Below are 25,842 nucleotides of genomic sequence, written 5' to 3' on the forward strand. Positions count from 1 at the left end.
CTGAAGCATCGACCCTTATCCGTTGATCCGGCGCGCGAAACAGCGGCCAAGCGGCGCTGCGACGAAGCGCGCCGACGGTGCGCCCAATCGCGCGGCGATCAGGGAACGAGAACCGTATCGACCGCGTCCGGCAGTGTCTCGGGATAATCGAGCGTGAAATGCAGCCCGCGGCTTTCGTGCCGGTGCAGCGCGGACCGGACGATCAACTCGGCGGTCTGGAGCAGGTTGCGCAGTTCGATCAGGTCGGGCGTGACGCGGAAATGCTGGTAATATTCGGCAACCTCTTCGTTGAGCAGCTTGATCCGGTGTTGCGCGCGTTCGAGGCGTTTCGTCGTGCGGACGATGCCGACGTAATTCCACATGAAGCGGCGGATTTCGGTCCAAGTCTGCTTTATCACGACCTCTTCATCGGAGTCGGTGACGCGGCTTTCGTCCCACGGGCGGATCGGCGGGGGCGGGGAGCGTGTCCCAGTTCGCGGCGATGCTGTCCGCCGCCGCTTCGCCGAACACGAAGCATTCGAGTAGCGAGTTGGACGCGAGGCGGTTGGCGCCGTGCAGGCCGGATTCGGTGCACTCGCCCGCGGCATACAGGCCGGGCAGATCGGTCTTGCCGTGCTCGTCGATGACGATGCCGCCGCAGGTGTAATGCTGCGCCGGGACAACCGGGATCGGCTGCTTGGTCATGTCGATGCCGAGACCGAGCAGCTTCTCGTGGATATTCGGGAAATGGTGTCGGATGAATTCGGCCGGCATGTGACTGATGTCGAGATGGACGTAGTCGAGCCCGTAGCGCTTGATCTCGGCGTCGATCGCGCGCGCGACGATATCGCGCGGGGCGAGTTCCATGCGCGCCGGGTCGTAATAGGTCATGAAACGCTTGCCGGTTGACGGATTGATCAACCGCCCGCCTTCGCCGCGAACTGCCTCTGTAATCAGGAAATTCTTGACCTCCAGATTGTAGAGGCAGGTCGGGTGGAACTGCATCATCTCCATGTTGGAGACGCGGGCGCCCGCGCGCCACGCCATCGCGATACCGTCGCCGGTCGCGCCGCGCGGGGCGGTCGAGAACAGGTATGTCCGTCCTGCGCCGCCGGTCGCGAGGATCGTCGCGCGCGCGGTGTAGAGCGCGACGCGTTCGGTCTTGCGGTCAACCGCGTAGACCCCCCAGACGTTGCCCGAGCCCGAATAGCGTTCCTCGTGGCGGCCGGTTGCGAGGTCGATCGCGATCTGGTCGGGGACGAGGGTGATGTTCGGATGTGCTTCGGCGGCCTTCTGCAACGCTTCCTGCACCGCCCATCCGGTCGCGTCGGCGACGTGGACGATGCGGCGGTGCGAGTGGCCGCCTTCGCGGGTCAGGTGGAGCGCATTGCCTTCGGTCTCGAACGGTACGCCGAGACGTGTCAGGCGCTCGATCGCGGCGGGGGCACCCTCGACGACCATCTCGACGATCGCGCGGTCGTTGAGCCCGGCGCCGGCGACCATCGTGTCCTCGACATGGTTCTCGAACGTGTCGCCGGGTTCGAGCACGGCGGCGATCCCGCCCTGCGCCCAGGCGGTCGAGCCTTCGTTGAGCGCGCCCTTCGCCAGCACCGTGACCTTGAAGCGGTCGGCGAGGTTGAGCGCGGCGGTGAGACCTGCGGCGCCCGAGCCGACGATCAGGATGTCGCTCGTCATGCGTTGGCGGCGCGGGTCAGGCTGAGGAAGACGTCCTCGAGATCGGGTTCCTTGGTCGAGACGTCGACGATGCCGAAGCCGCTGCCTTGGATCGCGGCGAGGACTTCGCCGGCGTTTACCCGGTCCTTCGAATAGGTGATTTCGAGGGTGCGAGTGCCTTTCAGGTTGATCTTCTGGAAGCAGGCGTTCGCGGGGATGTCGGTCACGTCGCGATCGACGGTGACCGCGACGATCTTCTCCTGCGCCTTGCCGACGAGTTCGCGCGTCGGTTCGTTCGCGATCAGGCGGCCGTTGTTGATGATCGCGATCCGGTCGCAGAGTTCCTCGGCTTCCTCGAGATAATGCGTGGTGAGGACCACGGTGACGCCGGCCTGGTTGAGGCTGCGGACATAGGTCCAGAGCTGTTGGCGGAGTTCGATGTCGACGCCCGCGGTCGGCTCGTCGAGGACGAGGACGGGGGCGAATGGACCATCGCCTTGGCCACCATCAGGCGGCGTTTCATGCCGCCCGACAGCGTGCGGGCATAGGCGTGCGCCTTGTCCTCGAGATGTACCGCGCGGAGCAGTTCCATCGTGCGGCGCTTCGCCTTGGGCACGCCGTAGAGCCCGGCCTGGATCTCGAGCGTCTCGAAGGGCGAGAAGAAGGGGTCGAACAGGATCTCCTGGTTGACGATCCCGATCGACGCCTTGGCGTTGCGCGGGTGCTCGTCGATGTCGAACCCCCAGATCGCCGCGCTGCCGTCGGTCTTGTTGACGAGGCCGGCGAGGATGTTGATCAGCGTCGACTTGCCCGCGCCGTTGGGGCCGAGCAGGCCGAAGATCTGGCCGCGGGGAACGTCGAACGTCACGTCGTCGAGCGCGCGTTTGGGCGGCGCGGTGCCGACGGGGGCGTAGGTCTTGCAGAGGTTCTTGATGGCGATCGCGGCTTCGGTCATGCCAGCGGCATAGCGGGGCGTCGCGGGCTGGTCATCCCCTCGGGCGTTGCAAAGAAGATTTGTTCACGCGGAGGCGCGGAGACGCGGAGGTGCCTCGTCCAGCCTATCGGTCGGGAGACGCAACTATCTGTGCCGCCGTTAGATGATCGGAAGGTCGCTTCGCGACAAGCGCACACCTCCGCGTCTCCGCGCCTCCGCGTGAACCCATTCTTCCTTCTGGATCACGGGAAGAAGCAATTGCCCGGCCCGCGCACCCTTGCTATCGACCGCGCATGCATCCGCCGCTCGAAACCACCCGCGTCACCCACGCCCGCGTCGCCTGCGACGGCGCCACCGACATTCCCGGCGGTGCGGCACTCGGCCATCCGCGCGTCTGGTTGCAGATCGACGAGACCGGCTATGTCGATTGCGGCTATTGCGACCGGCGCTTCATCCTGGTTGGCGGTGCGGCCGATGGCGCGGACCAGTCGACTTTGCGCGATCACGGGGATGGCGCAGGGCGCTAAGCCGCTTATATCTATCGGATGACGATAGCAGCAGACCCCCGTTCGTTCCTCTACCGCGATACCCTGGACCCCGAGCAGGCGCAGGCGCTGACCGCCAAGGCACTCGGCAAGGCCGATGATGGCGAGCTGTATCTCCAGTATCGCAAGGCCGAGGCATTCGGCTTCGACGATGGTCGGCTGAAGACCGCCTCGTACGATACGAGCTCGGGGTTCGGCCTGCGCGCAGTGTCGGGCGAGATGACCGCGTTCGCGCATTCCAACGAGATGACCCCCGCCGCAATCCGTCGCGCCGCCGAGACGATGGCGCTGATCGAGCCGGGTGTCGCCGCCAAGGCTGGTCCTCCCCAGGGCACCAACCGCCATCGCTACACCGCCGCCGATCCGCTCGACCTCGTACCATTCGCCGACAAGGTGAACCTTTGCCAGACGATCGACGCCGCCGCCCGCGCTCGCGATCCGCGCGTCGCGCAGGTGTCGGTCAGTCTTTCGGGGACGTGGTCGGTGGTCGAGATCGTTCGCGCAGACGGTTTCGTTGCGACCGACGTCCGGCCATTGGTTCGCCTCAACGTCTCGATCGTCGCCGAGCAGAACGGCCGCCGGGAGACGGGGAGCTACGGGATCGGTGGCCGGTATCTCTACACCGACCTGTTCGAACCGGAGACCTATAACCGCGCGATCGACGAGGCGTTGTCGCAGGCGCTCGTAAACCTCGATTCGATCGCCGCGCCCGCCGGCGAGATGACCGTGCTGCTCGGCAATGGCTGGCCCGGCATCCTGTTGCACGAGGCGATCGGCCACGGGCTCGAGGGCGACTTCAACCGCAAGGGCACATCGGCCTTCTCCGGCCGGATCGGCGAGCGTGTCGCAGCCGAGGGCGTCACCGTGGTCGATGACGGCTCGCTCCAGGATCGCCGCGGCTCCCTGACGATCGATGACGAGGGGACGCCGACGCGCGAGACCGTGCTGATCGAGGACGGCATCCTCAAGGGCTATATGCAGGACCGCCTCAACGCGCGGCTGATGGGCGTCGAGGCGACCGGCAACGGCCGCCGCGAAAGTTACGCGCATGCGCCGATGCCGCGGATGACCAACACCTTCATGAAGGCCGGCAACGACGATCCCGCCGAGCTGCTGAGCCGCGTGAAGAAGGGCATCTTTGCGAAGGCGTTCGGCGGCGGGCAGGTCGACATTGTGTCGGGCAAGTTCGTGTTCAGCTGCACCGAGGCGTATCTTATCGAGGATGGCAAGCTCGGCGCCCCGATCAAGGGCGCGACGCTGATCGGCGACGGCCCGAGTTCGCTGACCAAGGTGCGCGGCATCGGCAAGGACTTCGCGCTCGACGAAGGCATCGGTATCTGCGGCAAGGGCGGGCAGTCGGTACCGGCAGGCGTCGGGCAGCCGACGTTGCTGGTCGACGGACTGACGGTCGGCGGGACGGCTGCTTAAAACCCAGAGATCAACATATCGAGCGCAGCCTTGATCTCGAACTGTGCTGCGTCGAGTGTAGTGACGGTATCTTCGATATCGCGGACATCGATCGCGCGCGCTAGCGGCGTGATCATGGTCAGTGCCGTGCCGTCGATAACGAAGGTTGGCGTAAGCCTCTTGAGTGCGACGGTGTCGGTCGGGCGAAGCGGCACCACGAAGCGGGTCGGCAAATCAGCCAGAAGATCAGACTGGCAATCGATCACCAGAACGTTGCCGCGGACGCGGTAGACGTCGAACTGTGCCATTCAGAGCGACCGCAAATGCGCGAGCGGATCGCCGTTCTTTTCGTACCAGTGGTTCCAGCCCTCGATCGCCTCGCGATTTTCTTCCTTCCAGCGCCGCTCCTGTTCGACTTTCGTTGCCTGCCTGATAGCGTGTTCGCTGATCTGGGAGAGGTTGAGCCCTGCCTCCCGTGCCGCCGCTACGATGCCGGTATCGAGCGACATATTGACCGATTTGCGCTTGCCGGTTGCGATGGGATCATGTTTCATGAGCATAGAGTATGCGCGTCAACGATGCGCGTCAATTCGGAGCCAAACGATGGACTTCTTCCCCGCGCTCACCGACGATCATCGCGCGTTCGTTGCGCGGCAGCCGGTATTTTTCGTTGCGACAGCCGCGGAAGGCGCGAGGATCAATCTCAGTCCCAAGGGCATGGAAAGTTTTCGCGTACTCGATCCGAAGACGGTCGCGTATCTCGATGTCGGCGGGTCGGGAAACGAGACCAACGCGCATCTGGGTGCGGACGGGCGTATCACGATCATGTTCTGCGCGTTCGACCAGCCCGCGCTGATCTTCCGCATCTATGGCAAGGGGCGTGCGGTGTTGCCGCAGGATGACGGCTGGGCCGAGCTTTACGCGCGGTTCATGCCATTGCCGGGTACGCGGCAGATCTTCGTGATCGATGTCGACGAGGTGCAGACGAGTTGCGGTTGGGGCGTGCCGTTCATGACTTTGGACCGCGAGCGCCAGACGCTGTCGAAATATCACGCAGCGCAGACGGGGACCGAGCGGCTGGCGAAATGGGCGGGGCGGACCACGAGCATCGACGGGCTGCCGGTGCGAGTCGCGACCGTGTTGCCGGACTGTGCCGGAGAATGAGCCTCGTCGAACTGGGGCGGTACGGCCGCAACGAGGCGCATATCATCGTCGGGCGGCTCGAGAGCGAAGGCATCCCGGCGATCGCGTTCGATGGTGGGATGTCGATCATGGAGGGTAGCTGGTTGCTGATCCCGGTTCGCGTGATGGTCGACGAAGACGATCTGGACGAGGCTAGGGGGATTTTAGCGGGGTGAGCGAGTGCGTTAGGCGTCAGTAAATTGGCGCCAGATTAAGCGAACACTTCTGCGCTCTCCAATAACCGACGGTATCCGTCATGCCGGGCTTGTTCCGGCATCCACGGTTCAGCAAGCTACGTGGGTTCGCGTTTGCGGAACGGTGGACCCCGGAACACGTCCGGGGTGACGGAAAAGGGCAAGACCTTTGCCCGCCTTCCGCAGAGATCAGCCCCCGCGCTAACCCGCCAGATCGCATTGCCGACATCGTCCGCCACCAGCAGACCACCGGTCTTGTCGGTGATGACGCCGACCGGGCGGCCCTGTGCGTCGCCGTCCTTGTTCAGGAACCCGCTCAGCACGTCGGTTGGTTTGGCATTCGCTGCCGGGAAGCCGGTATCGCCAAACGGTACGTAGACCACCTTGTAACCCGACACCGGCTTGCGGTTCCACGATCCGTGCTCGCCGACGAACGCGCCGTTGGCGAATTTCGCGCCGAGCTTCGCATCCGCCGAGAAGGTCAGGCCTAGCGCGGCGACGTGGGGTCCGAGCGCGTAGTCGGGACGCTTCGCATATTGCTGAAGCGCGGGGTTCTTTGGTTCGACGCGGCTGTCAGGATAGCCACCCCAATAATACCAGGGCCAGCCGAAGTGATCGCCGAACTCGACCTGCGTCAGGTAATCCGGCGCGAGATCGGAGCCGAGCATGTCGCGTTCGTTGACGACGGTCCACAGCCCGCCCGACTTGGGGTTGATCGCCATGCCATTGGGGTTGCGCAGGCCCGCGGCGTAGATCCGCCAGTTCTTGTCCTTCGGCCAGACCTGCAGGATGTTCGCGCGGTATTTCTCGGCGTCCATGCCGTTCTCGGCGATGTTCGAGGAGGAGCCGACGCCGACGTACAGCGTCTTGCCGTCCGCCGCGGTGATGACGTTGCGCGCCCAGTGATTGCCGCCGGGGTTGAGCTTGATGACGAGCTCGGGTTTGGCGGTGATCTTGGTCGCGCCGTCGGTGTAGGGGACGCGGACCAGCGCGTCGGTGTTGCCGATGTAGAGTTGGCCGTCGAGCAATGTCATGCCGAACGGCGAGTTGAGCCCGGTCATGAACACCGACTTCGTTTCCGCAACGCCGTCACCGTTTGCATCGCGGAGCAGCGTGATGCGGTTCGCCGACGGCACGCCGGCACCGGCGCGGCCCATCAGGACCTTCATCACCCAGCCGGTGATCCCGCCGCCTTCGCGCGGCGGCGAGTTGGTTTCCGCTACCAGCACGTCGCCATTGGGCAGGCGGTACATCCAGCGCGGATGATCGAGCCCGGTCGCGAACGGCTGGACTTTCAGGCCCGCGGCTGGCGTCGGCATCGCGCCGTTCTGCCAGCCGACGACCTTGGCGACCTTGACGGTCGGGATCGTCTGGATGCGCGGATCGGTGATTTTGGGCAGCTTGCCCGCGACCTGGTCGACCGACAGTTCCGCTGTGTCGGGCCAGGCGACATAGGTGACGCCCGCCGCGATCACTAGCAGGATCAGGCCAAGGACGATGAGAATGTGTTTGCGCATGCGGGGAGATTAGGGGGCGAGGGGGTTGGGGCAATGGTTACGGCAACCTCCCCGTCGCCCCAACGCTCGCCGCGTCCGTCATCCCAGCGAAAGCTGGGACATTCATGAGGTAGGTGCGGTGGCCCGAACCGGGAGATCCCAGCTTTGGCTGGAATGACGGGTGAGGGGGCTTCCACGGGCGATGCGCTCACAATGAGCCCCCTCCACCTCGCCGCTGTGCGTCGCGGTCCCCCTCCCCGTGCCGGGGAGGAATAAAAGGCCGCCGGCATCTCGAACACGACGGAGATCAGAACCGGATCGGCATGCCCACGAACGCTTGCCACGTCTGGTTGTCGACGTGTTTGACGTCGAAGCGGACCCCGTAACGGCGATCGAGACGGTATTCCGCACCACCGCCGACGACGAAGCTGCTGCCCCACTTATTCGTGTCGCCGATACCGAGCGCATCGCGAATACGGTATCTGTTGCCGCCATAGCCGACCGATCCGTACGCCATGAGGCGCGGTGTCAGGACGTAGCCGGCACGCGCCGTGCCCCGAACACCGAACTGGGGCCGTTGTTCGTAGACCAGCGTCTCGAACGTCGCCCTGTTGTCCTGGCCTCCCGTGGTACCGGCAATCTCGAGGCCGAGCCGCCAGTTGCGGGATGCGGCGATGTCATAGCCGGCGAACACGCCGCCACCAAAGCCGCTGGCCCTATAATAGCGATCATAGCTGGCGACGAGCGTGTCGTTCTCGTAGTTTTCGAACTGAAGCACGAAATGGTGTTCGAGTAGTCCGGCCTCGACACCCACCGATGGACCGGTGAAGGGAAGCTCCACTTCCTGGGCCGACACTGGGCTCGCTACCATCATCGCTGCCATCACGCCTGCATACTTCATCGCTGATCCCCTTTTTCGAGAAGGAGATCATTGGCCAGCCGCAATGAACCGCCGTTTACAGGATAGCGAGACTGATCAGTCTTCGACCAATTCGATCACCGGTGGATGCAGGCGCAGCCGGTTGATGCGGCGCTCGTCCGCGTCGGTGATCTCCAGCTTCCACCCGCTCGGATGATCGACGCACTCGCCGATCTGCGGGACATGTCCGGCCAGCAGCGCGGCGAGGCCACCGAGTGTATCGATATCGCCGTCTACCTCTGCCAAGCGTGGGTCGATCAACTCTGCCGCGTCCTCCAGCTCGGCGCGCGCATCGGCATCCCAGGCGCCGCCTTCAATCGGCGTCATCAGAACCTGTGGCGCCTCGTCATGCTCGTCCTCGACCTCGCCGACGATTTCCTCGATCAGATCCTCGAATGTCACCAGACCCTCGGTGCCCGAATATTCGTCGAGTACGATCGTCAGATGGACATGCTTCTGGCGCATGTCCGCTAGCAGATCGAGCGCCCCGCGCGACATTGGCGCGTAGAGAGGCTCGCGGATCAGCCCCGTGATCGACGTCGGATGCTCGGCACCGGTCGCGAGGATGTTGAAGACGTCCTTGATGTGGACCATGCCGATGATCGTATCGAGGTTGTCGCGGTAGACCGGCAGGCGGCTATGGCCCGCCTCGGCGAACAGCTTCACCAAATCCGCGAACGGCGTGTCCTCCTCGACCGCGATGATGTCCGCGCGCGGCACGCCGACGTCGCCTGCATCGCGCTCACTGAAGTGGAGCAGGTTGCGGACCATCTGGCGCTCGAGCGGGGTGAGATCGCCTTTCGCATCGGGGGCGGGGTCGCCCTCGTGCCGGTCGATCGCATCCTCGAGCTGGTCGCGGAGAGACTCGTCTTGAGCACCGAAGATCAGGCCCTTGAGCCCGCGCCAGATACTGTCGCTACTATCGCCGTTACCGGCATTGGGGCCATCGGCCATCGTGGTCGTCAGTCCTCTGTTATCAAGTAAGGGTCGTGAAGGCCGAGCGCGGCGAGCGTGTCGCGCTCGATCTGCTCCATGCCCTCGGCCTCGTCGTCGTCGATATGGTCATAGCCTAGCAGATGCAGCGTGCCGTGCACCATCAGATGCATCGCATGATCCTCGACCGAGATATTGCGCTCGGCGGCTTCCGCGACGCAGACGCCGTGCGCGAGGATGATGTCGCCGAGCAGCACCTCACCGTCGTCGGAGTTCTGCGTGATCGTCTCCAACAGGTCGGGCTGGACCATCGGGAAGGACAGGACGTTGGTCGGCTTGTCCTTCTGGCGATATTGCTTGTTGAGCGTATGCACTTCGTCGTCCGACGCGAGCCGGATCGAAATCTCGACCGTCGCGGCGCTGGTCAGCAACTCGCCATGCGGAGTTCGCTCGATCGCTGCCGTCGCCGCGCGGAGGGCGAGCGCGTCCCAGTCGTGGTCCGGCCAGGGGGCGTCGGAAGAGAGCGCGATTTCGAGCATGCAGGTCCTTCAGGCGAGATCAGGCGAGATCGGTGAGGGCGAAATCATTACCCTTGTAGAGAAGTTCCGCACCATGGGTTTTCGCGCAGGCATAGGCGAAGCAATCGCCCATGTTGAGCTTCGCGGGGTGGTTCCCTTTGCCGTAGCGTTCGTGAGCCATGATGGCCTCCCGGGTCTCGGTCTCGCCGATAGGGACGAGGCGGAGTGCGAAGTCGACCATGAACGTCTCGACTTCGGCGTGCGCGACGGCAACGGGAACCTTGCGCTTGCGTGCTATTGCGCGGACCGTTTCCCATAGCGACATCGCCGAGCACAGTACCGCGTCAGCCTGACCGTATCGCTTCTCGAGGGAGAAGGCTTCGGGCTCGCCCGTCATGATCGCAACCATTGCGGATGCGTCCAGGAATGCGATCAATCGTCATCTTCGTCGTTGAGCGAATCGTAGAAGGCCCTGTCCGCTTCCAACCCCGTCGGTTCGCCTAGCGGATGAGCCGCTCGCCAAGCCGCGAACCGGTCATGGATACTCGCGCGCTTTTCCGTTTCGAGCATACGCTTGCGGTGCAGGAGAGCGTCGTGGACCGCTGCCGTCTTGCTGGTGCCGAGCAGCCCAGCGACCTCACGCGCGAGATCGGCGGTATCGGCGTTCTTGATATAGAGCGATGCCATCGTCCGACTCCGGGGATATCCTGAAGATGTACTCCAGGATATCCCGTGCATCAAGCATCGGTACCTTCATAAGCCGCGACAACGCGGCCGACGATCGGATGGCGGACGACGTCGCCGACGGTGAAGCGGCACATCGAGATGCTCTCGACGCCCTCCAACCGGGTGACGGCATCCGCGAGACCCGAGGCCGCCACGCCGCCGGGGATGTCGACCTGCTTGGGATCGCCGCAGATCACCATGCGGCTGTTCTGGCCGAAGCGGGTGAGGAACATCTTCATCTGCGCGGGCGTGGTGTTCTGCGCTTCGTCCAGGATGACGAACGCGTCGGCCAGCGTACGGCCGCGCATGAAGGCGATCGGGGCGACCTCGATCTCTCCGCTGGCGATGCGGCGTTCGACCTGTTCCGCGGGAAGGCAGTCGTAGAGCGCGTCGTAGAGCGGGCGGAGGTAGGGATCGACCTTCTCCTTCATGTCGCCGGGGAGGAAGCCGAGGCGTTCGCCGGCTTCGACCGCGGGGCGCGAGAGGATCAGGCGCTGGACGCTGCCGGTGATGAGCTGCTGCACGGCTTGTGCGACGGCAACATAGGTCTTGCCTGTACCTGCTGGCCCGAGCGCGAAGATCATGTCGTTGTTGGCAAGCTCGCGCATGTAGTGCGCCTGCGCTGGCGTGCGTGGGACGATCGTCTTCTTCCGCGTGCGGATCATGATCGGCGGGGCACCGCCGCCGCCGGCATCGGCGCGGATGATGCCTTCGAGCACGGGCTCGTCGGCCATTGCGATCGACGCATCGACGAGGCCGGTGTCGACATCCTCTCCGCGCTGGATGCGGGCGTAGAGGTCGTGGAGCACGTCGCGCGCCTTGGCGACCTGTTCGGCGGTGCCCTCCAAGCCGATCTTGTTCCCGCGTGCAGTGATGTAGACGCCGAGGCGGTTCTCGAGCGCTACCAGATTCTGGTCGTACTGGCCGAACAGCCGGACGAGCAATTGGGGCTTGTCGAACAGCAGCTCGACACGGGCGCGGTCACCGGACTGGGCGGGAACGGGTTTACGGCTCATACGGTCCTTTCGAGATGTCAAAGGCTACGCTTGGAAGCGTCGAACCGTAACCTCTGGAAGGAAGATGAGGAGCGGGGCGCCGACCTTCAACCCGCGCCATGACGGCGGGTCGGAAGAGCATCGGATCGCGCGGGCGCAACTGCATCGCCGGCGAGTGTGACAGGGGATTGGGATGGAGGATAGGGGAATCAAGCGGGTCCGCGCGAAGGCTCGAAATCGGTACCTTGGCGCCTCGGCAGGGAGAGGTCCTCACTGATCATCCCCTGTAGGGGGAGGTGTCTGGCGCTTGCCAGGCGGAGGGGTGACGCCCTCTCGATAGCGCGGTCACCCCACCGCAGCCCTTCGGGCTGCCACCTCCCCTATCAGGGGAGGATAGGTTTCAGGCGGCTTCGCGCACGCGTTCGATGCCGGTCAGGGAATTCGGGCCGGCGGCGGCTAGCGTTACCTCGACCAGGTCACCGATCGCGTGGTTACCGATCAAGTGGACCGATTGCAGCCACGGGGACTTGCCGATCAGCTGGCCGGGGAGTTTCCCCGCGCGTTCGAGGAGGACCGAGCAGGTGCGGCCTACGGTGGCTGCGTTGAAGGCGTGTTGGTCGCGGTTGAGTGCGGCCTGGAGGCGTTGGAGGCGCTCGTCCATCATCGATTCCGGGACCTGTTCGACGATCGAGGCCGCAGGCGTGCCGGGGCGGGGGCTGTATTTGAAGCTGTAGGCCTGCGCGTAGCCGACCGCGTCGACAAGGCTCAGCGTGTCCTCGAACTCGGCGTCGGTCTCGCCGGGGAAGCCGACGATGAAGTCGCCCGACAGCGCGATGTCGGGGCGGACTGCGCGGACGCGGTCGAGCAGGCGGAGATAGGAGTCGCGGGTGTGGCTGCGGTTCATCGCCTTGAGGACGCGGTCGCTGCCGGCCTGCACGGGAAGGTGGAGGAACGGCATCAGGCTCTCGATGTCGCGGTGCGCGTCGATCAGGCCTTGAGTCATGTCGTTGGGGTGGCTCGTGGTGTAGCGGATCCGCGCGAGGCCGGGAATGCGGTCGAGGTCGCGGATCAGGTCGTGGAGGCCGCGCCCATCTGAAGTATTGGCATTCTCGGACCACGCGTTGACGTTCTGGCCCAGCAGCGTGATCTCGCGCGCGCCGGCGTCGACCAGCGCCTTCGCCTCGTCGACGATCGCTGTGAACGGGCGGCTGATTTCCGCGCCCCGCGTGTAGGGGACGACGCAGTAGGTGCAGAACTTGTCGCACCCTTCCTGCACGGTGAGGAACGCTGAAGGGGCGACTTTGCGGCGGGCGGGGAGTGCGCCGAACTTCGACAGGAGCGGCATGTCGGTGTCGAGCGAGGGTGTGCCGGCGGCGGCCTTCGCGACCAGCTCGGGCAGGTTGTGATAGGCTTGCGGGCCGACGACGATGTCGACCTTGGCGCGGGTGAAGATCTCCTCGCCCTCGGCCTGCGCGACGCAGCCGGCGACGGCGATCATCGGCGTCTTGCCGGATTTGCGGCGCTGGTCCTTCCGGAGGCGGCCGATGTCCGAATAGACCTTTTCGGTGGCGCGTTCGCGGATGTGGCAGGTGTTGAGGACGACGACGTCGGCGTCGACTGCGTCGGCTTGCGTGAGGCCCTGGGCGGCCATCAGTTCGGCCATGCGCTCGCCGTCGTAGACGTTCATCTGGCAGCCGAAGGATTTTACGTGGAAGGTTTTGGGAGGGGACATGCGGGAGGCCCTACCAAATTTGTGGGCGTGGGGGAGGGGGCGTTGTTGGGTTGGTAGAGTGTGGAAGGGCGCTTGGCGATTTGCACCTCCCCGGCGGAGGCCGGGGTCCAGTTGGGGGACCTCGCAAATTGAGCTCTGCGCCTCGTTACTGCGACCTTTCCAACTGGGCCCCGGCCTTCGCCGGGGTGGCGGCTGAGATTGGGGATAGGTGGGAGCTTCCCTCTCTTGTTCCCCCGCGAAGGCGGGAGTCCAGACTGGGCCCACGCCTTCGCGGGGGAACACTCTTTGTTCGGGCTACAGCGCTTCCATGCGGCGCCTTGCTTCGGCGGCTATGGCTTTTCGGTCGCCATATTCCGCGGGATCGAACGGTTCTGCGAAGTGCAGCGTCGCGACGAAGCTGCCTTTGCGCTTCAGGACGCGGGCGGCGTGGTGTTGGCCGGGCTCGTCGCCGACCCACGCGAGTTCATCGGTCGCCGCGCCATAATCGATGCGGACCGGTTGCACGCGGACGCCCGGCGGGGGCGGGTCCAGGGCCGCCAGCAATGCCGCCTTGAAAGGGAGGAGCGTCGTGCCGTCTCCCGTCGTGCCTTCGGGGAATAAGGTTACGGGCCAGTCTGCCGCAAGCGCGTCGCGGACCTGGGCGATCTGGGCGGTTACCGCCATGCGGTCGGCGCGGCTGACGAAGATTGTGCGGTTCAGCGTGCATAGCCAGCCGACCAGCGGGGCCGCGCGGAGTTCCGATTTCGCGACGAACGCGCTGCCGGTCGCGCCGGACAGCAGCAGGATGTCGATCCAGCTCAGATGGTTCGAGACGAAGACGACGTCGTGGCGGAGCGGCATGCCGACCACCCGAACCCGAGCGCCGACGATCCGCGCGACCAGTCCCAGGAACCGCGGCGGCCAAGGCGACTTCCGCCCGAACAGCCGCCACGCGCCATGTAACGGAAGCGCCAGGATCAGCGCGAGCAACAGCGCCGCCAACCGCGCGCCAAAGCGGATTCGGCCGATCGCGTCAGTCCTTGCGGGCTAGCGCGACGCCGTAGAGTTCCATGCGGTGATCGACCAGTCGGAAGCCCAGCTTCTCGGCGATCGCCTTCTGCAACTGCTCAAGCTCGGGATCGACGAACTCGATGACCTTGCCGCTCTCGACGTCGATCAGGTGATCGTGATGCGCTTCGGGCGCAGGCTCGTAGCGGGCGCGGCCGTCGCCGAAATCGTGGCGGTCGAGGATGCCGGCTTCCTCGAACAACCGGACGGTGCGGTACACCGTCGCGATCGAGATGCCGGGGTCGATCTGCGATGCGCGCTCATAGACCTTCTCGACGTCGGGATGGTCGTCCGCCTCGGACAGCACGCGTGCGATGACGCGGCGCTGCTCGGTGATGCGCAGGCCCTTCTCGTTGCAGAGTGCTTCCAGATCGATCTTGCGCGGCATGTGTCATTCCCTCGTTACACCCCATGTAGGGCGTCCGCGCTGTTGCGAAAAGGGATAGTGGCTCGCAATAAGCCTTAGCTGTTGATATCTTTCGAATAGGTGTGTGCGTCATACGCGGCGCCGGTCTTGCCGCGGTAATAGGCGCGGCGCTCGCCGACCTTCGCGAAGCCGTGTGTAGCATACATCTTGACCGCGTCGTTACCGGCGCGGACTTCGAGGTGGAGTTTGGCGATATTGCCGACCGAGCATTCCGCGATGGCCGCGCGGATCAGTGCGGTGCCGACGCCGCGACGACGATAGTCGGGGGCGACTGCGATCAGGAGAAGTTCGGCTTCGTCGGCGACCGACCGGGTCATCGTGAACCCCGCGGGGAAGTCGTCGACGAACGCGAGCGTGAGGTGGACGCCGGTGAGCGCTAGCACGCCGAGGCACTGGCTGCGCGTCCACGCTTCGCCGTAGCGCGGGTCGAACGCGTCGGTCATCAGTGCGTCGACGATCGCGAGATCGCGTGCGTCGCCGGTACGCAGCGTGACGGCACGCGTGGCGGCTTGGCGCGTGGCCATTATTTCGGAACCGACGGCTTGGCGTCGGGGGCACGGCCGTAGATCGGGCTTGGTGAAAGGGCGGTCAGCGATGCTGGGAGCAGGATCGCGAAAGCTGCGTCGGGTAGCGCTTCGGTGAGGTCGAGGCTCCCTTCGAACTGGGCATCCAGTGCAGCAAGCCAGCGGACGCCGTTGCCGACCGCACGCCGCCCCGCCAGCGCGGCGAGCGCGGCGGCGGGCTTCAGCGATACCATGTCGGATCGCGGCAACAGATCGGCGGCAAAGGCCTGCATGAAGACCTCGCCATGCCCGCCTTCCATGACGACCGCAATATCGTCGGTTAAGCGGTCGGCAAAACCGGCGGCGGCGATGAGCGGGAGCGAGGAGAAGCCGGCGATTTCCGCATCCCAACCGAGTGCTAGCCCGCGGGCTGCGGCGATGCCGACGCGGACGCCGGTAAAGCTGCCGGGGCCGCAATCGACGAGGATGCGGTCGGCGCGGCCGCCGTTGGGGAGCTCGGCGATCATCGGGATGAGCCGTTCGGCATGGCCGCGGCCGACGACTTCGTGCGCACGGGCGAGGACGGCGCCGTCCTCGATGAGCGCGACCGAGCAGGCGGTGGTGGATGTTTCGATTACTAAAGTGCGCATTGTTTATTCCGTCACATCCCAACGTCCCAACGCCCGTCACCCCAGCGCAGGCTGGGGTCTCCCGGCTGGCGAAGGCCCTGGCCATTAACGGGAAGACCCCAGCTTTCGCTGGGGTGACGGCCTTGGCTAGCGCCGTTGGCTAGCGCCGTTGGCTAGCGCGGTCAGGCTATCGTGTTGAACTTCGCGAAATCGGGGCGGGGCGACCGTCCGAAGATCGTCGCGGGATCGCCGTGGCCGAGCGTCGAGATGAAGTTCGTCCGGACCGCAGGCGTGTCGTGGAAGAACGCCGCATCGACCTTGCCCGCATCGAAGCCCGACATCGGCCCGGTATCGAGCCCGAGCATCCGCGCGGCGATGATGAAATACGCACCCTGCAACGTCGAGTTGCGGAACGCGGACGCCTCACGCAGTTCGGCGTTGCCGTCGAACCACGACTTTGCATCGGCGTGCGGGAACAGCTCGGGCAGGTGCTCGTGGAAATTCGTGTCCATGCCGATGATCACCGAGACGGGCGCCTTGAGGATCTTCGGCTGGTTCTGCGCGCTGCAGGCGTCGGCGAGCTTCTGCTTGGCCTCGTCGCTGACCACCCAGATCAGACGCGCGGGCAACTGGTTCGCGGAGGTCGGGCCCCATTTCATCAGGTCCCAGATCGCGTGCAGCTCGGACTCGGCGACCGGCTGGTCGGTATAGCCGTTATAGCTGCGAGCGTCGCGGAAGACGGCGTCGAGGACGGTGTCGTCGAGTTTCTGACGCATCAGACGGCTCTCACTTCGGTGACTTCGGGGACGTAGTATTTCAGCAGCTGCTCGATGCCGTTCTTGAGCGTGGCGCTCGACGACGGGCAGCCTGCGCAGGCGCCCTGCAACTGAAGGAACACCTTGCCCTTGTCGAAGCCGCGATAGACGATGTCGCCGCCGTCGTTCGCCACTGCGGGCCGGACGCGGGTGTCTATGAGTTCGCGGATCTGCGCGACGATGTCGGCGTCGGCGGGATCGTCCGACAGCGCGGGCTCGTCCGATGGCACCGAGAAGCCGGCGCGCGCGGGCTTGAACAGCGGCATCGCGGCGGAGAAGTGATCGAGCAGGATCGCCAGCACGTCGGGCTTGAGGTCCGACCAGGCGACGCCCGGCCCCGCGGTCACCGACACGAAGTCACGGCCGAAGAACACGCCGGTCACGTCGCCGAGATTGAAGATCGCCTCGGCCAGCGGACTGGTCTCGGCCTCCTCCGGCGTGGCGAAGTCGCGCGTGCCAGCGTCCATGACGGTGCGTCCCGGCAGGAACTTCAGCGTCGAGGGGTTCGGGGTGGATTCCGTTTCGATGAGCATGCACCGCATGTGGCCCGACGGGGGCGGTGGATCAAGCGCGGAACGGGAAACGGTTTCTTTCGGGGGTGAGGAGGGGGACGTTGCGCGGGAGAACATGCTTTGGACGGACCGGGCCTCCCCCAAATTCGTAGTCCCTCAAGTCCGTCACCCCAGCGAAAGCTGGGGTATCCCCACTGGGAAGCGCGTGGCTCGAACCGAGATACCCCAGCTTTCGCTGGGGTGACGGAGTTTGTAGTGGCGACAGAGTTTGTATTAGCGACGGGTTGGCAGGTGGGGTGAACTCAGACGTCCATCGCCTTCACCGCGGCGTTCCAGCTGCCGATGTTGCGGACCGCGTCCTGGACGAAGGCGGAGCGGCGGACGACGCCCAGGAACAGGTCGGCGATCCACTTGCCCGGGTTGCGCAGGGGGCGTTCGAACTGGATCAACAGGACGACCCGCGTACCGCACGTGTCGTTCCAGACCTCGTGCTGGTAGGTGTCGTCGAACACCAGCGTCTCGCCTTCGGCCCAACGCACGACGCGGTCGTGGACGCGCATGCGGACGTCGCCGTCGCGCGGCACGATCAGGCCGAGGTGGCAGGTGATCAGGCCCTTGGTCACGCCGCGATGCTCGGGGATGTGCGTGCCCGGCGCGAGGATCGAGAAGAACGCGCTGTTGAGACCGGGGATGCGCGCGACGGCGGCCGCCGTGTGCGGGCAGCGCGCGAGGCTCTCCTCGATCGGATAGCCGTAGCCGTAGAGAAAGAACGAGCGCCATTTGTCGACTTCCGCGATCGAGCGGTGATCGGGCGAGATCGTCGCGAGGCTGGGGGATGCCTCGCCTTGGAGCGCGACGTGGACCGCCTCGTCGCGGATCGCGGCCCAGTTCTCGCGCAAGCCCGCGGTCCAGGCGAAGTCGCGGACGTCGAGCACCGGATCGTTGGCGACCAGCGAGGACGACGCGATCATCCGGTCGAATACGCCGCGCAAGTGCTTGCCGACGCGGATGATCAATGGGCGGTTGGCTTCGGCGACCATCGGCGCGCCGGGTTTGGGTGCGCCGGAGATCACGTTCAGATCGGGCATTCGGGCGCCGCGGCGTACTGCCGGCCCGCCCGATTCCCGCCACAATGAAGACTGTCTCAGTTCATGGCCCAGTTCGTGGCTCAGTTCGGCTTCGACCGTCATCTCTACCCTGTATCCCGGCGCGTCGCGCGGCCGATCCCGTTGTTAGAACACGATATACCGGCAGTGTTGGACGAAATGATGGCATCCGCACGCCGGGTGCGGAGGCAGGGCACTGGCGAGCGACGCCTGCGACCGCTACAGATGCACCATGGTGTCTTTCTCGCGCTTGTATCGCGCTCCCGTCCTGCTCCCCCTCGTGCTCGGGCTGGCCATTCCGGCAAGCGGCCAGATGGCGACGCAACAGGCCGCTTCCACTCCCGCCAAGGAAGCGCCGACGCTTCCCGAACTGCCGGGAATCGATACGACCGCGTGGCTCTACAAGGGCAGTGATCTCACGCGGGATCCGGAGTGGAAGTTCGGCACGTTGCCCAACGGCATGCGCTTTGCGGTGCGCAAGAACGGCGTGCCACCGGGCCAGGTGTCGGTGCGCGTGCGGATCGATGCGGGCTCACTGAACGAGACCGACAGCGAACGCGGCTTTGCGCATTTCATCGAGCATCTCTCGTTCCGCGGGTCCGAGTACGTCCCCGACGGTGAGGCGAAGCGCGTGTGGCAGCGGTTCGGGGCGACCTTCGGGTCGGACACTAACGCGCAGACGACGCCGACCTCGACCACGTTCAAGCTCGACCTGCCCTCGGCAACCGAGGCGGGGCTCGACGAGAGCCTGAAGATCATGTCGGGCATGATGGAAAAGCCGACGATCACCGACGCATCGGTCGCCGCCGAGCGCCCGATCGTGCTCGCCGAACAGCGCGAGCAGCCGGGGCCGCAGGTGCGGTTCGGCGATGCGATCCGGGCGACGTTCTTTGCTGGGCAGCCGCTCGCGGATCGCTCGCCGATCGGCAACATCAAGACGCTGGAAGCCGCCACTGGTGCCACGGTGAAGGCGTTTCACGATCGCTGGTATCGGCCGGAGAACACCGTCGTCATCATCTCGGGCGACATGGATCCGGCGCTGTTCGGGCGGTTGATCGTCAAGAACTTCGCCGACTGGAAGCGCACCGACCCGGTTGTGCCGGCACCCGATTTCGGCAAGCCCGACCCGAAAGCGCCGGTCTCCGCGACGATTGCCGAGCCTGCGATCCCGGCGGTGGTGACGCTTGGCGTGGTGCGGCCTTGGGAGTATAAGGACGACACCGCGATCATGAACCAGAAGCGGCTGGTCGACGTGCTCGCGACGCGGCTCATCAGTCGTCGTCTGGAAACGCGGGCGCGGGCGGGCGGCAGTTTCCTCCAGGCGGGCGTGTCGATCGACGACGTGTCGCGCTCGGCGAACCTGACCAGCGTCAACATCGTGCCGATCGGGACCGACTGGGAGGCGGCGTTGAAGGACGTGCGCGCGGTGATCGCCGATGCGCAGACCAATGCGCCGAGCCAGGCCGAAGTCGACCGCGAATACGCCGATTTCGACACGATCATGCGGACCAGCGTCGAGACCGCCAAGGTCGAGGCGGGGTCGAAGCAGGCCGATGACATGGTCGGCGCGCTCGACATCCGCGAGACGGTGGCGGGGCCGGAAACGTCGTACAAGATTTTGCAGGATGCCAGGGCGAAGGGCATGTTCACGCCCGCCACGCTGCTCGCCTCGAGCAAGGCGATCTTCGAGGGCACGGCAACGCGGGCTCTGGTGAATACGCAGACGCCTGATGCGGGGGCTGCGAACAAGCTGGCGACCGCGTTGAAGGCCGATGTTTCGGGCTTGGCGGGCAAGCGTCGTGCGCAGGCTGCGGTCGATTTCTCGAAGCTGCCGTCGCTCGGTACGCCGGGCAAGGTCGCGAGCCGCGAGAAGATCGCCGCGTTCGACATGGAGCAGGTGAACTTCGCCAACGGGACGCGCGTGCTGCTGTTCCCGAACGCCGGCGAGACCGGGCGGGTGTATGTGCGCGTGCGGTTCGGCGGCGGCTATACCGCGATCCCGTCGAACCGGCCGACGCCGGCATGGGCGGGCGATCTCGCACTGGTGGCTGGGGGTATCGGCAAGCTCGACCAGGGCGATCTCGACCAATTGACGGCGGGTCGTCGGATCGGGCTCGACTTCGGGATCGACGATGATGCGTTCACGCTGAGCGCGATCACGTCGCCGGCGGATTATGCGGATCAGTTGCGGCTGATGGCGGCGAAACTCGCGTTCCCGGCCTGGGATCCGGCGCCGGTGGCGCGTGCCCGTGTGGCGGCGCTGGCGGGGTTTGCGGGGTATGACTCGTCGCCGGACGGCGTGTTGTCGCGCGATCTCGAAGGTTTGCTGCGGGCGGGTGATCCACGTTGGGGTACGCCGTCGAAGCCGACCGTCGAGGCGCTGAATGCGAAGGACTTTCGCGCGTTCTGGGAGCCGATCCTGAAGACCGGACCGGTCGAGGTGTCGATCTTCGGCGACGTGAAGACCGAGGATGCGATCGCGGCGGTGGCGAAGTCGTTCGGGGCGATGAAGCCGCGGACGGCGGTGTCGACGGTCGGCGCGCCGGTCGGCTTTCCCGCGCACAACGCGACGCCGGTGATGCGCGCGCATACCGGCCCGGAGAACCAGGCGGCGGCGGTGATCGCGTGGCCGACCGGCGGCGGGATCGACAACATCGTCGAGGCGCGGCGTCTCGACGTGCTGGCTCAAGTGTTCAGCGATCGGCTGTTCGAGCGGCTGCGGCAGGCGGCAGGCGCGAGCTACAGCCCGAACGTGTCGAGCCAGTGGCCGGTGGGAATGGCGACCGGCGGGCGGATGGTCGCGATCGGGCAGGTCGCGCCGGACAAGGTGTCGTTCTTCTTCCAGATCGCGCGGCAGATCGCGGCGGAGCTGGTGTCGACGCCGATCGCGGCGGACGAGCTGGACCGGATCAAGAAGCCGATGGGGCAGTATATCCTGCGCGCCTCGACCGGGAATCAGTTCTGGTTGCAGCAGCTGGGCGGGGCCACGTTCGATTCAAGGCGGATCGCGGCGACGCAGCGGATTGCGAGCGATCTGGTGGCGACGACGCCGGTGGAGTTGCAGGCGACGGCGGCGAAGTATCTGCGGCCGGAGAAGGATTGGACGATGGCCGTGGTGCCGGCGGCCGCGAAGAAGTGACCGCTTAACCCCTCTCCCCTTGGGGGAGAGGGAAGGAGGAGCACTTGCGACGGGAGGTTGAGGGCACGTGCTTTGGCGCGCCGTGCCCTCACCCTCCCACACGCAAGAGCGTGTGGGCCCCTTCCTCTCCCCTGAAGGGAGAGGGGTTTTTAGGGTTTGTACAGCGCGTCGAGCCGCTCCCCGTACGCCTGCTTGAGCACATGGCGGCGGATCTTCAAACTCGGCGTCAATTGCTCGTTCTCGATCGTGAACGGGCCATCCGCGAGCACGAAGCGGCGGATGCGTTCGGTGACCGTCAGCTCCTTGTTCACCCGCTCGATCGCGTGGCCGATCGCGGTCCGGAACTCGCTGTTCTCCGCCAGTCGCGAAAAGCTGCAGGCGTCGCCGTTGGCCGCGCACCATTCCTGCGTCCACTCCGGATCGGGCACCACCAGCGCGACCATGTAGGGTCGCTTGTCACCGGCGATCATCGCCTGCGCGATCTCGGGCTGCAGCGTCAGCATCCCCTCGACCTTCTGGGGCGCGACGTTCTCGCCCTTGTCGTTGATGATCAGGTCCTTCTTGCGGTCGGTGATGCGGATGCGGCCGCGATCGTCGATCTTGCCGATGTCGCCGGTGTGGAGCCAACCGTCCTTCAGCACCTTGGCAGTCTCGGCATCGTTGCGCCAATAGCCGTGCATGACGAGTTCGCCGCGCACCAGAATCTCGCCGTCGTCGGCGATGCGGACTTCGGTGTCGTTGAGCGGCGGGCCGACCGAGTCCATCCGCACGCCGGCCTTGGGGCGGTTGCAGGAAATCACGGGGGCGGCTTCGGTCTGGCCATAGCCTTGCAGGAAGGTAAGGCCGAGCGCTTCGAAGAATAGGCCGACCTCGGGGTTGAGCGGTGCGCCGCCCGAGATCATCGCCTTCAGCCGGCCACCGAACTTCTTCGAGATCTTGGGCTTGAAGAGCGTGGCGACGGCGGCCTGCATCGGGCGGTCGATCAGGCGGAGGCGGCCGGCGTAGCGCTTGCCGCCGATGTCGAGGGCCTGGCGCAGGAGATAGGCGGAGGCGCCGCCCTGTTTCTCGATCGTCTTGGAGATGCGCGTGCGGAGGACTTCGAACAGGCGGGGGACGACGAACATGATCGTCGGCCGCGTTTCCTCGATGTTCGCGGCCAGCTTTTCGAGGCCCTCCGCGTAGTAGATCTGGCCGCCTAGCGAGATCGGGAAATGCTGGCCGCCGGTGTGCTCGTAGGCGTGGCTCAAGGGAAGGAACGACAGGAAGACCTCGTCGTCCCAGCCGAAATCCTCCGAGATGACCGACGCGCAGCCGGCGCAATTGTGGAGGATCGCGCCGTGATGCTGCATGACGCCGCGTGGCGCGCCGCCGGTACCGCTCGTGTAGATGATGCAGGCGAGGTCTTCGCGTTCGAAGTCGGCGCGGGCGGCGGCGGTCTCGGGCGCGGTCGGGTGCGCGGCGATCAGTGCGTGCCAGTTATGGAAGTCGATTCCAGCGGGGACCTTCATGTCCTCTAGGCCGATCACGGTCTGCGCCTGGTTCGAGCGGATCACCGCGGGGAGGAGGGTTTTCGCGAGCTTGGCGGTCGAGACGATGATCGCGCAGGCGCCGGCGTTCTCGATGATGTGAAGGTGATCGCGCTCGGTGTTGGTGACGTAGGTCGGCACGGTAATGCACCCTGCCGCCATGATCGCGAGGTCGCTGAGGCACCATTCGGGGCGGTTCTCGCTGACCAGCATGACGCGGTCGCCGCGCTTCACGCCGATTGCGGTGAGTGCGGTGGCGAGAGCAGCGACCTGCCGTGCGGCGTCGGCCCAGCTGGTGGCGACCCAGGTGCCGCTCGTCTTGGTCCACAGGAACGGCGCATCGCCCTTCTCCGCGGCGCGCGCGAAGAACATCGCGACGAGGTTCGGGAATCGTTCGAGCTGACGGGCCATGATCTCTCCCTGGGCGCAGCGGGAGCCGACGCGCCTCGTTGCGCCCCTTGTAGGCGAGAAGCTTCGCGCCGGACAATCACCGACACCGTCGATCCCGTCCGGCGCTTCAGAGTCCCGCTAGGCCCCGTGCGCGGTCAGACCCGGACGTACCGGAAATACCAGACCTCGTGGCCCTGGCGCCGCGCCTTTCGCTCGTACCGCGTCTCGGGCCAGTCGTCGGGACGCGTCAGGAAATCGTGCGGCGTCTCTGCCTGCCAGACGAAATCGCGCCGCGCATTCATGATCATCATCGACCAGCGGCAATAGGTCGGATCGTCGGTGCCGAGCCGGAATTCGGCACCGGGCTTCAGCTTGGCGGCGATCGTGTCGAGCGGACCGTGATTGACCATGCGGCGCTTGGCATGGCGTGCCTTCCGCCACGGATCGGGATGAAGCAGGTACAGCCGGTCGAGGCTGGCATCGGGCAGCCGCTCGATCACTTCGAGCGCATCGCCCATGTACAGCCGCACATTGGTCAATTCGCCATCGCGGATGTGCGAGAGCGCACCAACGACGCCGTTGAGGAACGGCTCGCAGCCGATGAACCCGATCTCGGGATTGGCCGCGGCCTGGCGCGCAAGATGCTCGCCTGCGCCGAAGCCGATTTCGACATGCAGCGGACGGTCTTCGCCGAACAACATCGCAGCGGTGATCGGGCCCTCTTCGGGCACCGACAGGTCGGCGAGCGTTTCCTCGACGAGCGCGGCCTGGCCGAGGCGGAGCTTATGGCCTTGGCGTCGGCCGTACAGGCGGCGGATAATGGAAGGATCGGTCATCGCCGCGCGCTCTAGCGATCTGCGTGCCGCGCGCAAAGCGCCGTACGCGTGTTTCCGCTCGGATCGAGCCTGCCGCCTTGCGCGAGGTTGCGTTTTCGACGCGGCAGAATTTGCGCGACCGGACTCTGGCGTTGCCGCGATGCTTGCCGTACCGGATGACGGATGGGCGATCTGGATAGGCTGGTTCCATCGGGAATCATCGAACAATGGGTCTATCATCTGCGTCGCCAGCGTGCGCGGGCGGCAGATGCGATCTGGTTGATAGATCAGGGTTTTACTCTGCACGATGGGCATGGCGGCATGCCGCAGCACGATGCCACGGCGCGATGGCGGGCCGAGCAGGAGACCGTGGTCGAGGAAGTGACCGCGTTGCTAGCGCTGTACGACGGAATCAATCTCGGAAAGATCGATGCCGACGCGACGTCGGACCATCTTTCGAGTTAATTGCTATAACTTTGCCGCATGAGCCACCCCGTGACCTGCAGCGACGAGCTTTGGGGCATCTCCGGGTCGGTCATCGCCACGACAAACTCTGCCGACGCCATCATCTGGAGATGCTGATCGGCGAGTAGGAGATGTGCCGCGCGCGCCGCCTCGGTCTTCGAGCGCTGCGCAAGCAGCTTCTCCTGAACCGCGCGGTCGCGGTGGTAGGCGACCCGATCCTGCCACGCTTCGGTCGTGGTCGGAGGGTCCGACCGTTCACTGGTCATGCTCGTGTCCTTGTCGTTGGACGTTGATCTGGATCATCAATCCCAGCCTTCGCGCTACCGGTAATCCGGGCGGTCGGATGCCGACTTGCCATGAGCCGAGGCATCGATGCGGCGAAGATAGCGCCGCGGCGTGGTCCCCAAAAACCGGTTGGCGTCGCGGAGGAAGTGCGATGCATCGAAATACCCAAAATTCGTGATCGTCGCGAAGTCCATTCCGGCCTCCTGAAACCGCTCGAGCGCGGCGATGAAGCGACGCCGCATCAACAGCGTCTTGGGGAAGCCAAACCAGCGCAGCGCGATCCGGCGAAGATTATGCGGCGAGGTCGACAGATGATCGGCGGCCGTTGCGGCATCGTCGATGTCCCCTGCATCAATCAACGCCGTCAGCTGCGCGATCAGCGCGACGGTCGTGCCATCGAGCGACGCGGTGCCGCGTGCGACCACCGCATCGGCGAGACGCGCTATCGTCCTGCCAGCGATATCGCCCTTGTTCGTATCGGCGACGTCGTCGAGGCACGTGATTCCCAGATCGGCCGCGCCGAGGATCCGATCAGCCACCGTCGCGGCGACAACGGGCGTCAGCCGCGACCAGTCGAGCGGGCTCAGCGGGATTTCGACCGGCGCCTTGCCATCGATCTGCAACGCGACCGGACGACTCGACGGACCGACGATGGCGACATCGGGCAGCCGATCATAATATCGGTTGCGGATCCGCGCCGACACCCGCGTACCCTCAGGGATCACCAGGATCCGCGCGGTTCCCGGCAGGCGCGAGACATCGAAAGCGCCCGCCGGGCGGTGCCCCACGTTGCCGAGCGCATCGATCCGCGACCGCAATTCGCCCTCCACCGAGCGTGTTGCCACCATCACCCCGTCGACGGCCGTCGTCGAGCGCATCGGAAAAACCAGCATCGTCACATCCCATTCTCGGGTGTGCACGACCAGCGTCGACCACTCCCTGCCAAGGC

The 25,842-nt window shown here is 65.5% G+C and carries 27 protein-coding genes and 2 pseudogenes; 6 read left to right on the forward strand and 23 right to left on the reverse strand.

The window, feature by feature from the left end:
• Nucleotides 1-98 precede the first annotated feature (98 nt).
• Nucleotides 99-1,674, reverse strand: a pseudogene (gene nadB, locus QP164_RS18480) (L-aspartate oxidase).
• Nucleotides 1,671-2,608 (reverse strand): annotated as a pseudogene (locus tag QP164_RS18485) (ABC transporter ATP-binding protein). The pseudogenes nadB and QP164_RS18485 overlap by 4 nt, the downstream one beginning before the upstream one ends.
• 272 nt (nucleotides 2,609-2,880) lie before the next feature.
• Here QP164_RS18485 and QP164_RS18490 point away from each other — a divergent pair.
• The gene (locus QP164_RS18490; protein ID WP_031393477.1) at nucleotides 2,881-3,114 is read left to right on the forward strand and encodes a zinc-finger domain-containing protein; all 234 of its coding nucleotides are present in this window, start codon (nucleotides 2,881-2,883) and stop codon (nucleotides 3,112-3,114) included.
• 18 nt (nucleotides 3,115-3,132) lie between these two features.
• A complete protein-coding gene (gene tldD / locus QP164_RS18495) occupies nucleotides 3,133-4,560 on the forward strand; it encodes a metalloprotease TldD (protein WP_277984271.1) in 1,428 nt (475 codons plus the stop codon).
• Here tldD and QP164_RS18500 read toward each other — a convergent pair.
• Entirely contained in the window at nucleotides 4,557-4,847 is a 291-nt protein-coding gene (locus tag QP164_RS18500) for a CcdB family protein (RefSeq protein ID WP_060523792.1), read from the reverse strand. The two genes, tldD and QP164_RS18500, sit on opposite strands and share 4 nt — an antisense overlap.
• Complete coding sequence (locus QP164_RS18505; RefSeq protein ID WP_333924055.1) at nucleotides 4,848-5,099, reverse strand: type II toxin-antitoxin system CcdA family antitoxin; 252 nt, start codon at nucleotides 5,097-5,099, stop codon at nucleotides 4,848-4,850.
• Between the two features lie 43 nt (nucleotides 5,100-5,142).
• Here QP164_RS18505 and QP164_RS18510 point away from each other — a divergent pair, with 43 nt between their 5' ends.
• A complete protein-coding gene (locus QP164_RS18510; protein ID WP_277984270.1) occupies nucleotides 5,143-5,703 on the forward strand; it encodes a pyridoxamine 5'-phosphate oxidase family protein in 561 nt (186 codons plus the stop codon).
• Complete coding sequence (locus tag QP164_RS18515) at nucleotides 5,700-5,897, forward strand: putative signal transducing protein (protein WP_056057596.1); 198 nt, start codon at nucleotides 5,700-5,702, stop codon at nucleotides 5,895-5,897. The genes QP164_RS18510 and QP164_RS18515 overlap by 4 nt, the downstream gene beginning before the upstream one ends.
• A gap of 116 nt (nucleotides 5,898-6,013) precedes the next feature.
• On the opposite strand, the gene QP164_RS18520 is transcribed toward QP164_RS18515, so the two are convergent.
• The 15 genes from QP164_RS18520 to QP164_RS18590 all read right to left on the reverse strand — a co-directional run bounded on the left by QP164_RS18520 (nucleotide 6,014) and on the right by QP164_RS18590 (nucleotide 18,255).
• The gene (locus QP164_RS18520; protein WP_333924056.1) at nucleotides 6,014-7,432 is read right to left on the reverse strand and encodes a PQQ-dependent sugar dehydrogenase; all 1,419 of its coding nucleotides are present in this window, start codon (nucleotides 7,430-7,432) and stop codon (nucleotides 6,014-6,016) included.
• Nucleotides 7,433-7,718: 286 nt separating this feature from the next.
• Nucleotides 7,719-8,312, reverse strand: a complete 594-nt coding sequence (locus QP164_RS18525; protein ID WP_333924057.1) for an outer membrane protein — start codon at nucleotides 8,310-8,312, stop codon at nucleotides 7,719-7,721.
• Between the two features lie 75 nt (nucleotides 8,313-8,387).
• Nucleotides 8,388-9,284 (reverse strand): hemolysin family protein, encoded by an 897-nt coding sequence (locus QP164_RS18530; RefSeq protein ID WP_132737665.1) that lies wholly within the window; start codon nucleotides 9,282-9,284, stop codon nucleotides 8,388-8,390.
• A gap of 8 nt (nucleotides 9,285-9,292) precedes the next feature.
• Nucleotides 9,293-9,802, reverse strand: coding sequence for an rRNA maturation RNase YbeY (gene ybeY / locus QP164_RS18535; protein ID WP_333924058.1), 510 nt, complete (start codon nucleotides 9,800-9,802; stop codon nucleotides 9,293-9,295).
• A gap of 19 nt (nucleotides 9,803-9,821) precedes the next feature.
• The gene (locus QP164_RS18540; protein WP_333924059.1) at nucleotides 9,822-10,217 is read right to left on the reverse strand and encodes a type II toxin-antitoxin system VapC family toxin; all 396 of its coding nucleotides are present in this window, start codon (nucleotides 10,215-10,217) and stop codon (nucleotides 9,822-9,824) included.
• A complete protein-coding gene (locus QP164_RS18545) occupies nucleotides 10,214-10,468 on the reverse strand; it encodes a type II toxin-antitoxin system VapB family antitoxin (protein ID WP_333924060.1) in 255 nt (84 codons plus the stop codon). Before QP164_RS18545 ends, QP164_RS18540 begins: the two co-directional genes overlap by 4 nt.
• 50 nt (nucleotides 10,469-10,518) lie before the next feature.
• A complete protein-coding gene (locus tag QP164_RS18550; RefSeq protein WP_132737677.1) occupies nucleotides 10,519-11,523 on the reverse strand; it encodes a PhoH family protein in 1,005 nt (334 codons plus the stop codon).
• 379 nt (nucleotides 11,524-11,902) lie between these two features.
• Nucleotides 11,903-13,234: a tRNA (N6-isopentenyl adenosine(37)-C2)-methylthiotransferase MiaB gene (gene miaB / locus QP164_RS18555; RefSeq protein WP_333924061.1), complete on the reverse strand. Its 1,332-nt coding sequence runs from the start codon at nucleotides 13,232-13,234 to the stop codon at nucleotides 11,903-11,905.
• 294 nt (nucleotides 13,235-13,528) lie between these two features.
• Entirely contained in the window at nucleotides 13,529-14,203 is a 675-nt protein-coding gene (locus QP164_RS18560; RefSeq protein ID WP_333924062.1) for a lysophospholipid acyltransferase family protein, read from the reverse strand.
• A 43-nt stretch (nucleotides 14,204-14,246) separates the two neighbouring features.
• Entirely contained in the window at nucleotides 14,247-14,669 is a 423-nt protein-coding gene (locus QP164_RS18565) for a Fur family transcriptional regulator (protein ID WP_055873135.1), read from the reverse strand.
• A 74-nt stretch (nucleotides 14,670-14,743) separates the two neighbouring features.
• On the reverse strand, nucleotides 14,744-15,232 hold the full coding sequence (locus tag QP164_RS18570) for a GNAT family N-acetyltransferase (protein WP_333924063.1): 489 nt from the start codon (nucleotides 15,230-15,232) through the stop codon (nucleotides 14,744-14,746).
• Nucleotides 15,232-15,861, reverse strand: a complete 630-nt coding sequence (tsaB, locus tag QP164_RS18575; RefSeq protein WP_333924064.1) for a tRNA (adenosine(37)-N6)-threonylcarbamoyltransferase complex dimerization subunit type 1 TsaB — start codon at nucleotides 15,859-15,861, stop codon at nucleotides 15,232-15,234. The genes QP164_RS18570 and tsaB overlap by 1 nt, the downstream gene beginning before the upstream one ends.
• 161 nt (nucleotides 15,862-16,022) lie before the next feature.
• Nucleotides 16,023-16,616: a malonic semialdehyde reductase gene (locus QP164_RS18580; protein WP_333924065.1), complete on the reverse strand. Its 594-nt coding sequence runs from the start codon at nucleotides 16,614-16,616 to the stop codon at nucleotides 16,023-16,025.
• Nucleotides 16,616-17,188 (reverse strand): NifU family protein, encoded by a 573-nt coding sequence (locus tag QP164_RS18585; RefSeq protein WP_056050182.1) that lies wholly within the window; start codon nucleotides 17,186-17,188, stop codon nucleotides 16,616-16,618. The genes QP164_RS18580 and QP164_RS18585 overlap by 1 nt, the downstream gene beginning before the upstream one ends.
• Nucleotides 17,189-17,469: 281 nt before the next feature.
• The gene (locus QP164_RS18590; protein ID WP_333924066.1) at nucleotides 17,470-18,255 is read right to left on the reverse strand and encodes an aspartyl/asparaginyl beta-hydroxylase domain-containing protein; all 786 of its coding nucleotides are present in this window, start codon (nucleotides 18,253-18,255) and stop codon (nucleotides 17,470-17,472) included.
• A 250-nt stretch (nucleotides 18,256-18,505) separates the two neighbouring features.
• On the opposite strand from QP164_RS18590, the gene QP164_RS18595 reads away from it, so the two are divergent.
• On the forward strand, nucleotides 18,506-21,412 hold the full coding sequence (locus QP164_RS18595) for a M16 family metallopeptidase (RefSeq protein WP_333924067.1): 2,907 nt from the start codon (nucleotides 18,506-18,508) through the stop codon (nucleotides 21,410-21,412).
• 149 nt (nucleotides 21,413-21,561) lie between these two features.
• Here QP164_RS18595 and QP164_RS18600 read toward each other — a convergent pair whose 3' ends face one another.
• Both QP164_RS18600 and trmB read right to left on the reverse strand, forming a co-directional pair.
• The gene (locus QP164_RS18600; RefSeq protein WP_333924068.1) at nucleotides 21,562-23,349 is read right to left on the reverse strand and encodes an AMP-dependent synthetase/ligase; all 1,788 of its coding nucleotides are present in this window, start codon (nucleotides 23,347-23,349) and stop codon (nucleotides 21,562-21,564) included.
• A 134-nt stretch (nucleotides 23,350-23,483) separates the two neighbouring features.
• Nucleotides 23,484-24,164 carry a tRNA (guanosine(46)-N7)-methyltransferase TrmB gene (trmB, locus tag QP164_RS18605; RefSeq protein ID WP_333924069.1) on the reverse strand — a complete coding sequence of 227 codons (681 nt, stop codon included), beginning with the start codon at nucleotides 24,162-24,164 and terminating at the stop codon, nucleotides 23,484-23,486.
• A gap of 162 nt (nucleotides 24,165-24,326) precedes the next feature.
• Between trmB and QP164_RS18610 the strand changes: the two genes are divergently transcribed.
• On the forward strand, nucleotides 24,327-24,608 hold the full coding sequence (locus QP164_RS18610) for a hypothetical protein (RefSeq protein WP_132737704.1): 282 nt from the start codon (nucleotides 24,327-24,329) through the stop codon (nucleotides 24,606-24,608).
• Here the strand turns inward: QP164_RS18610 and QP164_RS18615 are convergent.
• Both QP164_RS18615 and QP164_RS18620 read right to left on the reverse strand, forming a co-directional pair.
• Nucleotides 24,605-24,874, reverse strand: a complete 270-nt coding sequence (locus tag QP164_RS18615; RefSeq protein ID WP_132896149.1) for a hypothetical protein — start codon at nucleotides 24,872-24,874, stop codon at nucleotides 24,605-24,607. The genes QP164_RS18610 and QP164_RS18615 overlap by 4 nt on opposite strands.
• Before the next feature lie 54 nt (nucleotides 24,875-24,928).
• On the reverse strand, nucleotides 24,929-25,786 hold the full coding sequence (locus QP164_RS18620) for a helix-turn-helix domain-containing protein (RefSeq protein WP_333924070.1): 858 nt from the start codon (nucleotides 25,784-25,786) through the stop codon (nucleotides 24,929-24,931).
• Between the last annotated feature and the right edge of the window lie 56 nt (nucleotides 25,787-25,842).

Origin of the sequence: Sphingomonas sp. LR59 (genome assembly GCF_036855945.1) — a bacterium.
Classification (GTDB): domain Bacteria; phylum Pseudomonadota; class Alphaproteobacteria; order Sphingomonadales; family Sphingomonadaceae; genus Sphingomonas.